Genomic DNA, 13,533 nt, shown 5'->3' on the forward strand with positions numbered 1-13,533 from the left:
ATCAGAAACATTAAATTGATTAATCATGAACAATTATCGTAATATATTATTGGGATTGGGATTAAGTGCAACGATAGTATGCACAACCGGATGTCGCGATGAATTTTCAGACATCAACTCCAGTCCTACTCAAGTAACAAAGGCTGAGCCATCTTATCTTTTCGCACAGGCCGTTATGGATTTTGAACCTTTTAGTTACACTTATTGGTTCTACGACTCACCGATGTTGACAGCCTGGAGTCAGATGGCTGTACCTACAGGCAGTTTTAAAGAAAGTTCTTTCTTGACAACTGCGGTTGGCGGTGTAGGCTATGTGAATGTATTAAAACTGGCACACGAGATTACATTTTTACGCTCTAACATGAGTGAAGAAGAATCCGCCAAACATGCAGCAACAGCTGCATGCGTAGATATGCTAACTACATATCTCGCTATTGCCAGCAGTGATATCAATGGCGATATTCAATTTACGGAAGCCGGAAATGCATTGCATGGCGGCACATTGACACCGGCCTACGATAGAATTGCTGATCTATATAATTTATGGTTAGAACAACTGGATGCTGCCATCACCACATTCACTACAGCAACAGAACAGATATTCCCGACAAAACAGGATCCTATTTACCATGGCGATCTTACCAAATGGGCCAAAGCTGCAAACTCCCTGAAATTGAAAATAGCAGTCCGTCTGCTCTCACAGGATAAAGCAAAAGCCTTGAAAATCGCGTCGGAAGTGGCTAATGCATCTTGCGGCTACATCGATTCCATAGACGATGCCATACTGTTTAATAAATCTGTCATAAATTCAAGTAGCGATGATTACATCTATCACTGGAGTAACGGATTTATGGAATCGACTGCAGCTAATCAGCGCGTTATAAATTTCATGCTTGAAAATAAAGACCCGCGTGTTCGCTTCTGCTACGATAAGAACGACTGGAACTCAAAGATCGTACAAGAGTTTTACGATCAGGGTAAAAGTATACCTTCATATATTGAAGAAAATATCGAGTTTACAACAAATGCCGACGGCAAAAAGACATTTGTGAAATGGAAGGGAATGGGTGAACCTTGGGTTCGATATTACGGATTACCTGTTGAATATAATGCAAATAATAACAGTGCAGTTTATGGAGAATGGTTTGACTACGGAAATCGTTATAAGATTACCGATGATAAAGGTCAAAGTGCCAAAACTTACCGTCCTTACTCTATGTATCAACGGCAGATGGTTATCGGACGCACTTATAACTTTACCATGCCGACAATTCCCGGCGGTCCGGTTATCACGAAAAACGAAAGTCGTCCTTGGTACGGTATGTATTTAGGGGGCGGAGAAGTCAATCTCTATCTGGCGGAATTCAAACTGTTAGGTGCCGATTTGCCCAATACAGCCGAGTCTTATTACACACAAGGATTAAAACTATCTGTTATGGAATATGATAAAGCAGCCGGACTCAACCAAATTGCTTATTACGGTACTACATATGATTATGATCCGAACGAGGTTTCTATCGAACTGAAGGATGGAGAAATCGATGCAATGCTTGCATCCAAGGATTATAAACTCACAGGTTCTGTCGATGAACAATTGGAAAAAGTCTACTTACAGCAGTTATTGCACTTCACGATGTATCCTTACGACCAGTTTGTAACAGCTCGTCGTTCAGGTATACCTAAATTCAATTCCGAATTTATCAGCCGCGAAAACTATAGTTCAATACCTGTTACCAATATACCACGCCGTTTCCATACCGGTGTTCCTAACGAAACCAGCCAGTTATATCAGATAGAATTGGATGCTTACGCAGCACAAGGCTATACAGTCACAGCAGCAGGGGATAATAACAAGACCATCTTAAACTCTGAGCGTACATGGCAGGATAAGAATGCTCCGCAATGGGGTGAAGGGCCAAAGAAGTAATTTATATAATTAATAACCGCTAAAGAGTAGTTGCCATGAGCAACTACTCTTTTTTATAATCTACTGCAATGAGAACATACTCGTTAATTATCTTTATTTGTTGTTTAGTCACTATAATAAGTGCCAACGCACAGAAAAAACGTCAGATGTTATTTGAAAACTATAACAGGGGTATCGTATTGATGAAAAATAAATCAAAAACCCCTGCCGAACTCAATTATGATTGCGGTAATCAAGTCATGATGTTTAAAAGCGGAGCAGAAGAAATGATTCTGACTAATTTATCGCAGGTTGACACTGTTTATATCGGTGACTCCAAATTTATCCCTGCCGGAAAGAGAGAAAGTTTTTATGAAATAATACCAGTTCCCAACGGACTTATCGGCATAAATTGGCTATTAAAAAATAAATCACAAGGCTATAAAGGTGCTTATGGTGTACAACAGGCTAAAGTAGAAACAATAAATACCGCAGAATGGCAATACGGTGTTTATGAAGACCAATATACGGAGGTATTTAAATTAGCAAACCAGAATGAATACTGTATTTTTCGCGATGGTCAGCCTTTCAAATTCAAAAACAAGAAAACCCTCCTGAAACTTTTCCCCAATAAAGAAACACAAATAGAAGATTTCATAAAGAAACAAAAGACAGATATGAATACCCCTAAAGATGTAATAACTTTAGTTAATTTCTGCCTGGGATTATAAATTATATCTGACTCGCGGTATCACATTCATTTATGACATTATTATCTCTTGATTTGCATATCACTAAATGGTGACGCTATTATTAACAAATGGCGTCACCAATCATTTTACCTCCCCATATTCGAATCCACCACCAGGCTATCCGGTAATTCCGTCGGTTCCGGACGCTTCACATAAATGCACATTCTTCGCGTCCCGTCTTCCACCAGGATGCCATCGGCCACAAATTGTTTGAGATCTTTGCGTGCCAGATATTGGGTACAACCGTTCAAACCCTGATAAGCCAAGGTTGTAATATATGCATGTCGCTCCAGAAACCGCAACAACCGGCTTTCTTTTTCCTCCTGTGAAAAATCAGTTACCTTTGGCTCCTTATAACGTTCCACCGGCATTGTTTTCAGTTCATGCTTCAGTCCGGCACAACAACGAAAATTCACATTCTTGAAATGAACGGATTCACTACGCAACTCCTTCTTGTCTTCTACCGGGCGCGATTTCAACGATACACTGAAATAGCCGATTCCGTCGAGATAAACATTATATCCATCGCGTAGTTTCTCTTTCAGCATGTCGGAGAGCAGACGGACCGCCCCTTTCAGGTCACCACTAGTATAAGTGGATCGCGAAGACGCTTCCTCTATTAAACGATCGGTACTCACTGTATCCCAAGGGACTATACGGGGATGCAATACGACTTTTTTACCTGAACCCTTTTTAGGCGGATTCTGCTCCATCTTGTAAATTGCTGTCATATCAGTGTGTTTTTATCATCCGGCCTATAGACTTTTATGGCTAAAGACTGGACTTAGTAAGTATTTGACCCAGGTCAACCATATATTCGCCCCAGGTCGAACTTCAATTTGCCCTAGGTCAACTATAAGGTTCACCCAGGTCGAAAGGTTAAGAATATACGACCAAAGATATAAAATATAAGTGGATAAACAATAGTTATCTCCTTTATTTTCAATAGATGAAATAGTTGTATCCTTCCTGATAATGATTGGTCTTTACATGCTGTAAACCGGCATTCAGATACTTACCTTTGGAAAAAATCAATAAAAAAAGAAGACAAATGAAAGCAACTTTATTCAGTGCAAATCAGAAAGCACAAAAGACAATTGAGATGGAAAAACTGGTCGGACTGATCCGTGACGGTTACAAAGAAAAGCAAGTGGCAGCCCTGCGTGAAGAATTGCGCTACACCATTCCCGGAGTTTCGGTAAAAGAGGCGAACCGGTTGCCGGTCGTCTACTTCTGTTCTACCGTAAAAAAGCAGGATGGGACGTTTGTCAGAAACCAATATAACGGATTGGTCCTGCTCAAAATAAACAATCTCGCTAACTGCAACGAGGCAAAAAATGTCCGCTGGCAAGCAGCCGGATCATTACAGACGATGGCAGCTTTTATCGGATCAAGCGGAAAAAGCGTGAAAATTGTAATTCCTTTCACACTGCCGGATTATACTGTTCCACAGAACGATACGCTTATTCGTTTTTTCCATGCCCGGGCCTATGACAGAGCGGCAGCCTATTACCGGGAAGAGTTGCAACAACAGATCACTGTTGAAAAAAACGAATTGGATGCGGTCTGCCGGCTTTCATTCGATCCGGATATTTACTACAATCCGGACGCCCTGCCTATCCGGATCGAACAACCTTGGGAGACGCCGGAAAAGCTACCGGTTTCTGCACCGTCACCAGCCGTGACAGACCCGCTACAACGCCTCGTTCCCGGTTATGAACGAAGCCGGATCGTTTCGTTACTTTTCGAAAATTCATTACGGCAAGCCATAGATGCGACCGGTTATCGAAAAGAGGATGAAGATATCAAGCCTTTCCTTACTTGTCTTGTCGAGAATTGCTTCCGCAGTGGTATCCCGGAAGAAGAGGTGGTCAAGTGGTTGCCGGTACATACCCATTTCCGGATTTTTGAAGCGGAGATACGGACAACCGTACACAATGTCTACTGCCTGTCCTCCGGTTTCGGCCGGAAACCGTGTATCCGTCCGGAGCAGGTACTCGCCTTTCAAGCCGACGAATTTATGAAACGCCGGTATGAATTCAGATATAATAATATGAAGGGAGATGCGGAATACCGTGAACGCAAATCGTACTATTTCAATTTCTTTCCTGTTAACGAACAGGTCCTCAACAGTATCAGCCTGAATGCGCAGGAAGAAGGTATCCCGCTATGGGACAGGGACGTAAAACGTTATATCTATTAGATTCCGGTTGAAGAGCAACTCTTCTTCCAATATTTCCGCTTGCCTGAAACCGGAGAACAGGGCGAACTGCTCCCTGCCGCCGAAATATTGAGACGGATCGAACAACGAAGCAAGATAAAATCCGGTATCCGCAACATGGCTCTGTTCGGCCGGCTGTTGCTAAAGAATAATGTAACCAAAAAACATACGAAAACAGGCAATTACTACCATGTAATTGAAATCTGATAAAACAAGCGGGGTGATGCCGTCCTCCTGCCATGGCGTCACCCCCATATTCCTATGGTACAACTTGTTAAAATATCTCTACCGAAATATGACGCCGGATTTACTAAAATTTATATAAATAAGGAGAAATCTCCCACAAATCAGAACTCTGTCCTCCTATTAATCAATATTAACCCATCAGAAAAGCTTCCAAAGCTTTTAAATAATATAGTTTTTACCCTGACACAAGTAGTTAAATATTGTAGTTTAAAATTATAACTTATTGATTATCAATACGATTTGATTCCAAAAACACTATAGTCCTTTTAGTACTAAGTTATCAACGCCAACTAAAAAAACACTTGGTGCTAAAGAATTATTGAAAATTATATCTAATGAGAATTAGAACAGACCATTGTTTCGCCAAAGCAATGGCTATTGTATGTTCAAATAAAAACCATCAATTATGTTGAAAAACTTTAAGCCTGTAGGCTTATTGCTGTTGGCCGGTACACTGGGTATTCCCGGATATGTATTTGCGGATACGGTTGCAGCAATGCCAAAAACAAGTATTTCCCAACAGACTGGGAAAGTAACGGGAGTAGTTGAAGATGAATTCGGTCCTGTAGCCGGAGCATCTGTAGTTGTAAAAGGAACCACAAATGGATCGATTACCGATATGGACGGTAACTTTACATTGGAAGGTGTGAAGAGCGGTGACATTATTCAGATTTCTTTTATAGGGTACTCAACCCAGGAAATCAAGTACACTGGTCAACCGGCTTTACAAGTAAAACTGGCGGAAGACGCTCAGAAACTGGATGAAGTCGTTGTAACAGCTTTGGGTATCAAACGCGAAAAGAAAGCGTTGGGTTATTCGGTAAGTAGTGTAAAAGGAGAAGAACTGACTGAAGCCGGTACACCGATGAATGCTATGCAAGCTCTGTATGGTAAAACTTCAGGCTTACAATTACAATCTACAGCTTCCGGTCCTTCCGGCGGTATGAACATTAAGGTTCGTAATGCCATTTCGTTGACAGAAGATTCTTCTACGCGTCCATTGATTGTAGTAGATGGTATTCCTATTCATGATGAAAATACCGGACAGTCTACCAACAGCCGTACCGGTGGTGACCATGGTACTGGTTTGAACGACATTAATCCGGAGGACATTGCTTCCATTGAAATCCTGAAAGGAGCGAAAGCGGCCGTATTATATGGATCGGAAGGTGCTAACGGGGTCATGTTGATTACGACTAAAACCGGTGGTAAAAAAGGATTAGGTATTGATTTCGGTATCAACCATTCCTGGAATATGGCTGCGTACTTACCTGAATTGCAGAATGAATTCGGTACAGGTTCGAGTGCCGGTACTGCCGCTTTAAAAGAAATCTCTAAAGATGGTTTCTATACAATGACTGACCCGCATACCGGACAAACTGTCGAGTCTTTATGGAGAGGTTCCAGTTATAACTTCGGTCCACGTTTGGATGGCCGTCAGTTGTTATGGTGGGACGGTCAATATCATTCTTATTCTGCTCAAAAGAATAATCAAAGAGATTTATATCGCACAGGTGGTCAAACCAATGTAAATTTTGCATTGAGTAATGGGGGAGAGTTGGGGTCTTTCCGTTTGTCATACAACTATCGTGATTACAATGCTATCTCTTATGGTGCCGATAACAAAGCTCACTCATTTAGTTTTGCTGCGGATCTGAAAGCAAATGACTGGATTAAGGTGAAAATGAATACCAACTTCTCGAACACGAAAGATCACAATGCTCCGTATGCCATGCAAAGTTTTGCAACTTACGGTTTCCCTCGTGAACAGGATGTCAACTTGATCAAAGATATGTATCTGACAGACGAAGGTTACAATTATTTCAGCATGAACAATTCTGTTACGCAGATGGCTCCTTATACCAGTTATTTCTCTGGTTATTATTGGTCACAGTTGCGTAACTCGAATGACTTTGACCGTAACCACTTGATTCAATCATTGAACGTTGATGTAACATTCAATGATAAGTTCTCCTGGACTACGCTGGGTGGTATTGACTGGACAGTATCCGATCAGGAAATTAAGCAACATGTCAGCAAACCGCTGTCTTACGAAAATAAGCAAGGTTGGTATCAGATCGCGAACAAACGTAACATGATTATGTACGGTCAGTCTTCTTTCAACTACAATCAGACATTCAACGACGTTTGGGATTTGTCAGCCATGGTCGGTGGTGCTGTTAAGTATAATAAAGAGGAATATCAGGAACAATACGTAGCGGAAACATTCGCTATTGAAAACTGGTTTTCTTTGAGTAATACGCGTGAAGACTTCGGACCTCGTTCCAGCCGTTCTCGTGGAAATGACTTATTGTTGAGTGTGTTCGCTTCTGCTCAGTTAGCTTATGCCAACCAGGTGTATTTGGAAATCCAGGCTCGTAATGACTGGTCTTCCATCCTTCCTCCGGAAAATAACCATTACTTCTACCCAGGTGCCAGCTTGTCATGGATCTTCACGGAAGCATTCGATATTCCAAGTTTGAACTTTGGTAAAGTACGTGCTTCTTGGGCCGACGTAGGTCGTCCGGGTCCTCGTTATTATGGTAACGTAGACTTCTCGTTAGGTGCTTATGGTGGACAACCTACCATGTCGTTACCTGATTATTTGCCACCGGCAGACTTTGCTTCAGCCACTGGAGGATTCCCGGTTCCGAACTTGAAGCCTGAACGTAAACGTGAATATGAAATCGGCTTAGAAGGAGCATTCTTACCGGGTAACCGTATCGGTGTAGATTTCTCTTTCTTCCATAATAATACATACGACCAGATCACGAAGTTAACAGTGCCTTCTTCTTCCGGTTTAACCGAAGTTCGTATGAATGCAGGTGATATCGCCCAAAGTGGTATTGAATTTTCTGTGAATACAAAGCCGATCATGACGAAAGATTGGACATGGGAAGTCGGATTCAATCTGGCGAACTATTCAACCAAAGTAAAGAAATTGGGTAAAGGTATTAATCAGTTGGATATGTGGGGCGCTACCGGTGCTTCTGTTCGGAGTATTCCTAATGGTGAATATGGTGAAATCTATATTTATCCATATCAGCGTGACGAACAGGGTAACCGTATCGTAAACCAGGGAACCGGTGTTTGGGACTTTGATAAAACGAAAATGATAAAAGTTGGTAAGATTACGCCGGATGTTGTCGGTGGTTTGACTACAAGTCTGTCATATAAAGACTTTTCTTTGAGTGCAGTCTTCGACTTCCAGTTCGGTGCTACCATGATTTCTCAGACAAATATGTTTTTGTTAGGTAATGGTTCCGGCGTTGAATCATTGAAATATCGTGATGAAGCCCGGGGTGGTCTACCTTATTATGTGAATACGGCTGGCGAACGTATCAAGTTGGATAGCCATTCAGCTGCTGTACCTGCTGATTCTTTCTATCCATTTATTTTGCATGATGGTGTAATTACTCCTGGTGTTACAAGTGATGGAAAACAGAATGAAAAAGTGATCTCTGCTGAACAATACTACAGTCAGTTATATTGGCAGGGAGGCATGGATTTGTCTGAAGACCAAATCTATAAAAGTGATTACATAGCTTTGCGTTCTTTGTCGTTCAACTACAATTTACCAAAAAGTTTCGTCTCAAAGTTCAAGATTCAAAGCGCACGCATCAATGCCTTTGCAAACAACTTGTGCTATATTTATAAGGCAATTCCGAATGTAACACCGGAATCTACACAAGGTACTAACTCATTTACAGAGGTTAGTAGCATCCCGGGTATCCGCAGTTTTGGTTTGGGGCTTAATGTTTCATTCTAATCAGTATAACAAAGTATGAATACAATCAGAAAATATATAACCAGTTTAGCTTTAGGCGTTGCCGTAACCGGAGCAATGGTGTCATGTGACACACTGGATGAGAAATTTTATAATCCGGATAAATTGACGGAAGCTGACTTCAGTCTGCTGTTTGCTTCTGCTCAGACAAAAGGACATTTGTTCCGGTATGATTACGGTGCGACTTACCATTACATGAGAGGTTTCGGTAAGATGTTAGGATTAGGTGTCAGTCCATTGTATCTGGATAGAACTCAAAACAATACGATTGTCCGTCCATGGGATGGCTGGTCAGGTACTCCGTTTAATGAGTTTATATTCACACAAACTTGTACCAATTACAGCAAGGAACTCAGTGGCATGAAATTGCTGTATGCCGACATGACAGAAGAAGAGCAAGAACAAAACAAAGTGTATATGCTTTGTAGTGATATTATCCGTTCTTATGCATTCCAACGTGCAACAGACTTATACGATGATATGCCTTATTCAGAAGCCGGAGGTGCTTTCCAGGAACTGTTTTATCCTAAATATGATACACAAGAAGAGATTTACATGAATATCATGGAAACTCTGAAAAATGCGGCTGCTGAATTAAGTGAATATCAATTTCAAACAGATGCACAAGAGTCAAAATTCTCTTCTGTAGATATTTTGTGTAACGGTGATTTGGACAAATGGATTCGTATGGCTAATTCTTTACGTTTGCGTATGGCAATGCGTCTCTGCCATGTGAAACCGGATGCAGCTCTTTCGACTATTAAAGAGTTGATTGCCGAAAACCGCATGTTGACAGAATATTCACATGATCTTGGTTTTGAAGAACAGGATAAAACACATGCCTTCGAACTGACATTCTTCCGTGGTTTGGATGAACGTGGATATGAATCAGGTGCACCGGCAACGATCATTGAAGATATCATGAATTATGAATATCAGCCAGGTGATGAAAATGGTATCACTCGTCACGATTTTGACCCACGTTTGTATGCCATGTTCCAACCGGATATCCACGGACGCTATATTGGTTTGCCATTAACAATAGAAGAAGCTGAAGCGGAACTTCCTAACTATTATACAGAAAAGGAATTGACTGATATGTATAATTTTAATGATGTGGTTACTAATCCGTGGAATCCGGAACGTATTCCTACAATGTATAACCGTCGTACTTACTTCAATTTCGATATGAAATTTCCGGTAATGGGTTCAACAGAAACAAACTTGTTATTGGCTGAAGCCGCTGTACGTTGGCCGGGCGAGTTAGGTAATATCGATGTTAAAAGCTGTATTAAGAAGGCCATTGATGCTTCTACTCGCTTCTATTATAATGTGAATAAAACAATGAGTTATAATGAATCTTCTCTGCCGAGTATTCTGTATGTTCAGGCAAAGGCTAAAGCTCCGGAATTGGACGAAGATCATCTGGCTGATTATGAAGAACTAGCTGCTAACAAGTTTGCTAGTCTGGCCTCAACAAAAGATAAACTGAAATTCATTTTCGACCAGAAGTTCTGCCACATGAATATCATGAATCCGTATGAAATTTACAACGAAGCTCGTCGTTTGGTAAAAGACTTCGACGGAGAACTGCCGTTTGTCTCCACTCCTAATGTGGTATTCCAGGAACGTATGTTCTATCCGTCCAGCGAGTTGACTAACAACGGTGATAACTTTGCAAAAGTTGCTCATAAGAATACATACGACACACCAGTTTGGTGGACAGGACGTACAACTCCTGCAGAAAACCATAATGGTAATGCATTGTAATAAACATTAGCTTAATGCTACATAAACACAAAGGCTGTCGAGGAACTTTTTCGACAGCCTTTATTCACTATAAAATGTACTGCATAATTTAACAAAATGAGTAAAAATGAAATCGATTAATGTGATCCTGTATTGGGTAATAGTGATGGTGATCGGCCTATCGGCTTGTGGTGATGACGATGAAAAGACGATACCGGCTCATACAGAAGAGGAGAAAATATGGATTGCCGATAACCAGAAATATTTTCAGGAAAAAAAGGAAGATGTAGAGGATGACGGACAATTGCTGTATCAGCGATTAGTCGTGGATGAAGATACGCTTTTGTATCGTGTACTGGAAACGAGTCAAATAGATTCTTTCCCTAAGATAGATGCTGATGTAAAAGTTTCTATGTTAGGAGTAATTCCGGTTTCCCAAACGGTTATCGTAGGTAATAAAGATGGTAATCCGATAGATCAGACTTTAAAATTGGACAGTCCGAATCTGATTAAGGGCCTGGCTGCTCTTTTGCCGAAAATCCGTAAAGGAGAAAGGGTGGATGCTATAATTCCTTATCAGTTGGGATATGGGGATCGTAATTACTCCAATCCGTATATTCCATTATGCTCAACGTTGCAGTTTACTTTTACTGTAAAAAGTTTTGATTAAGCTTTTAAAAAGGAGAGGTTGTTTCACTTCAAAAATTGAAAGATCCTCTCCTTTTTATATTCAACACTAATATTTCTTCTCATTCGCCAAGTTCCACATATTCAGGAAAGAGGCTTTTGTAATATCTACGATCTTATCCCAGTTGATCTTTTCGACATGGTCGCCCGGCATATGGTAGTCCGGATGACCGTTGGTGTGATACCAGATAATGGGAATACCACGTTTGGCAAAAGAGCCGTTGTCACTCCCTCCTACCGGCTTGTCCCAGGGGTGATAAATCGGTTTCAGGTTCAGATTGTATTTCTTGATATCATTCTTTAGCCAGTCACCGAAAGCCTTGTTTGCTTCCGTATAGAAATAATCGACCTGCTCGGGAACCGCTTCGTTCGAATTGCGGCCGATCATATCATAATTCAAATATCCCTTTACATCTTTCAGGAACGGACAGTTCTGCACAAAATATTCAGAGCCTAGCAATCCTTTTTCTTCACCGTCCCAGAAAGCAAAAATAACCGTACGTTCCGGTTGCTCACCGGAGGCCAGGAATGCTTTTGCAACCTGAAGGACAGCCGATACGCCCGAAGCATTATCATCTGCCCCGTTATAGATCTGGTCACCGTCCAGCATCGGATCGAATCCCAGATGATCATAATGAGCTCCGATGATAACATATTCATTCGGATTCTTCCCTTCTATCCTACCCAGGATATTACGCATGGATAACTTCTGATGTACACCTTGCTTCAGTTGGGCGATCGAATCAGGATGCACCTGGAAACGTCCCCTCTTCTGGCGTTCCTTATTATAAGCCTCGAAAGGTTGGTAATAAGACTCATTCAAGGGAGCGATGCCCATTGTCTTCAGGTTGGAGACGATATACTCGGCAGCAATCCGTCCTCCCTGGAAACCGGCTTCACGCCCTTCCAGTTCGTCACTGGCCAAGAAACCGATATAGGCTTCCGCATTTTCCTTATTGATAGTGTTCAGTCCTTTTTCTACAGGCGACTGTGCCCAAAGGGTGGTAGATAGCATGACGGATGCTACAAATAAACCTGTTCTTTTCATTGTATGATTGTGTTTTATAGATTTGTTCCGCGCACAAAGATAGAAGATAAATTGAAGAATTGTAAGGGATAGAAAATAAAAAAAGGCTAATCTTCGCTGTTCTGTCAGCGTCGAATGCCCATCTCTCGATCTCTCACCAGTCTTATAAAAGACCCTGGTGAAGAGAATACATCAAAATAATATACTTTCTTTTTGTTTAATTTTTTGCGTTAGCGCCCATTTCTTCCAACAGGCGACGGATTTCAGCATTTACTCGCTGACTCATTGTACCATTTCTCATTGACTGATAACGATCAGCCTGATAACGCAACATCGCTAAAGTACGAAGATTTTCTTCATTTCTACTTGTCATCATAATCTTTACTTTTTTATGTCTTCCACGCTTGGAAGACTCGTTAATAATTAACCTAAACCTTAATCTTTTCTTTTTGTTTACAGTGCAAAGATAAGCACTTTTTCCAAAACTATGCTATAAAACATATAAATTATTTCTATCTTTACATTTATTTAATCTATAGAAATAGATTTTCAGAAGATAACCTCCCTACTCCACTTCGGTCAATTCACCTGTAACTGAATTAATTACAAAGCCTCTAACCGTAATATCGGTAGGAATCAACGGGTGGTTGCGAACTTGTTCGACTGTATCTTTTACTGAGCATTCTGTCGAGTCAAACCCACGAAGCCAGTATTTAAAATCGATTCCGCAGTAACGGATCATATCGATTCGCTCAGCGGGAATACCCCGTTTCTTCATTGCTTCGATCATCTCGTCGCTGTCCATATGCTGGGCACCGCAATCAGAATGACCAATGATCATGATCTCGACCACTCCCAGTTCATAAATAGCGACCATCAGACTGCGTATCACACTGCCGAACGGATGTGAAATGATTGCACCGGCATTCTTTATGATTTTCACGTCGCCATTCTTTATGCCCAATGCGGCAGGAAGCAATTCTATCAGACGAGTATCCATACAGGATACGATGGCAATCTTTTTATCGGGATACTTATTCGTTATAAACTTTTCATATCCTTTCTTATCTACAAATCCCCGGTTGTATTCAAGTAATTCGTCTATCATGAGTCTGTCTTTCTTTTAATAATAATACTAGCTATATAAATAACAACACT

Annotated in this window: 11 protein-coding genes; 7 read left to right on the forward strand and 4 right to left on the reverse strand. The window is 41.1% G+C overall.

Features of this window, described 5'->3' with window-relative positions; translation table 11 throughout:
* The first annotated feature begins 25 nt into the window (after positions 1-25).
* Positions 26-1,927, forward strand: coding sequence for a SusD/RagB family nutrient-binding outer membrane lipoprotein (locus tag K6V26_RS12715; RefSeq protein WP_010802674.1), 1,902 nt, complete (start codon positions 26-28; stop codon positions 1,925-1,927).
* Between the two features lie 68 nt (positions 1,928-1,995).
* A complete protein-coding gene (locus K6V26_RS12720; RefSeq protein ID WP_044214343.1) occupies positions 1,996-2,637 on the forward strand; it encodes a hypothetical protein in 642 nt (213 codons plus the stop codon).
* Between the two features lie 107 nt (positions 2,638-2,744).
* On the opposite strand, the gene K6V26_RS12725 is transcribed toward K6V26_RS12720, so the two are convergent.
* On the reverse strand, positions 2,745-3,389 hold the full coding sequence (locus K6V26_RS12725) for an HU family DNA-binding protein (RefSeq protein WP_224265503.1): 645 nt from the start codon (positions 3,387-3,389) through the stop codon (positions 2,745-2,747).
* Positions 3,390-3,709: 320 nt separating this feature from the next.
* On the opposite strand from K6V26_RS12725, the gene K6V26_RS12730 reads away from it, so the two are divergent.
* From K6V26_RS12730 to K6V26_RS12750, 5 genes are all read left to right on the forward strand, one after another.
* The gene (locus K6V26_RS12730) at positions 3,710-4,861 is read left to right on the forward strand and encodes a BT4734/BF3469 family protein (RefSeq protein ID WP_224265504.1); all 1,152 of its coding nucleotides are present in this window, start codon (positions 3,710-3,712) and stop codon (positions 4,859-4,861) included.
* A 39-nt stretch (positions 4,862-4,900) separates the two neighbouring features.
* A complete protein-coding gene (locus K6V26_RS12735) occupies positions 4,901-5,086 on the forward strand; it encodes a DUF3874 domain-containing protein (RefSeq protein ID WP_262905169.1) in 186 nt (61 codons plus the stop codon).
* Positions 5,087-5,531: 445 nt separating this feature from the next.
* The gene (locus tag K6V26_RS12740) at positions 5,532-8,894 is read left to right on the forward strand and encodes a SusC/RagA family TonB-linked outer membrane protein (protein ID WP_007658297.1); all 3,363 of its coding nucleotides are present in this window, start codon (positions 5,532-5,534) and stop codon (positions 8,892-8,894) included.
* Between the two features lie 15 nt (positions 8,895-8,909).
* Positions 8,910-10,682, forward strand: coding sequence for a SusD/RagB family nutrient-binding outer membrane lipoprotein (locus tag K6V26_RS12745; RefSeq protein WP_186959181.1), 1,773 nt, complete (start codon positions 8,910-8,912; stop codon positions 10,680-10,682).
* A gap of 106 nt (positions 10,683-10,788) precedes the next feature.
* Positions 10,789-11,331, forward strand: coding sequence for an FKBP-type peptidyl-prolyl cis-trans isomerase (locus K6V26_RS12750; protein ID WP_007658299.1), 543 nt, complete (start codon positions 10,789-10,791; stop codon positions 11,329-11,331).
* A gap of 66 nt (positions 11,332-11,397) precedes the next feature.
* Here K6V26_RS12750 and K6V26_RS12755 read toward each other — a convergent pair whose 3' ends face one another.
* From K6V26_RS12755 to K6V26_RS12765, 3 genes are all read right to left on the reverse strand, one after another.
* A complete protein-coding gene (locus K6V26_RS12755; RefSeq protein ID WP_224265505.1) occupies positions 11,398-12,396 on the reverse strand; it encodes a M28 family metallopeptidase in 999 nt (332 codons plus the stop codon).
* 196 nt (positions 12,397-12,592) lie between these two features.
* The gene (locus K6V26_RS12760) at positions 12,593-12,751 is read right to left on the reverse strand and encodes a hypothetical protein (protein WP_007658304.1); all 159 of its coding nucleotides are present in this window, start codon (positions 12,749-12,751) and stop codon (positions 12,593-12,595) included.
* Positions 12,752-12,940: 189 nt separating this feature from the next.
* A complete protein-coding gene (locus tag K6V26_RS12765) occupies positions 12,941-13,483 on the reverse strand; it encodes a beta-class carbonic anhydrase (protein ID WP_007658305.1) in 543 nt (180 codons plus the stop codon).
* Between the last annotated feature and the right edge of the window lie 50 nt (positions 13,484-13,533).

Origin of the sequence: Parabacteroides goldsteinii, from assembly GCF_020091425.1 — a bacterium.
Taxonomy (GTDB): Bacteria; Bacteroidota; Bacteroidia; order Bacteroidales; family Tannerellaceae; genus Parabacteroides; species Parabacteroides goldsteinii.

Coding starts and splice junctions, on each gene's coding strand:
- K6V26_RS12715 (WP_010802674.1), top strand. CDS start 26: ATGAACAATTATCGTAATATATTATTGGGATTGGGATTAAGTGCAACG.
- K6V26_RS12720 (WP_044214343.1), top strand. CDS start 1,996: ATGAGAACATACTCGTTAATTATCTTTATTTGTTGTTTAGTCACTATA.
- K6V26_RS12725 (WP_224265503.1), bottom strand. CDS start 3,389: ATGACAGCAATTTACAAGATGGAGCAGAATCCGCCTAAAAAGGGTTCA.
- K6V26_RS12730 (WP_224265504.1), top strand. CDS start 3,710: ATGAAAGCAACTTTATTCAGTGCAAATCAGAAAGCACAAAAGACAATT.
- K6V26_RS12740 (WP_007658297.1), top strand. CDS start 5,532: ATGTTGAAAAACTTTAAGCCTGTAGGCTTATTGCTGTTGGCCGGTACA.
- K6V26_RS12745 (WP_186959181.1), top strand. CDS start 8,910: ATGAATACAATCAGAAAATATATAACCAGTTTAGCTTTAGGCGTTGCC.
- K6V26_RS12750 (WP_007658299.1), top strand. CDS start 10,789: ATGAAATCGATTAATGTGATCCTGTATTGGGTAATAGTGATGGTGATC.
- K6V26_RS12755 (WP_224265505.1), bottom strand. CDS start 12,396: ATGAAAAGAACAGGTTTATTTGTAGCATCCGTCATGCTATCTACCACC.
- K6V26_RS12760 (WP_007658304.1), bottom strand. CDS start 12,751: ATGATGACAAGTAGAAATGAAGAAAATCTTCGTACTTTAGCGATGTTG.
- K6V26_RS12765 (WP_007658305.1), bottom strand. CDS start 13,483: ATGATAGACGAATTACTTGAATACAACCGGGGATTTGTAGATAAGAAA.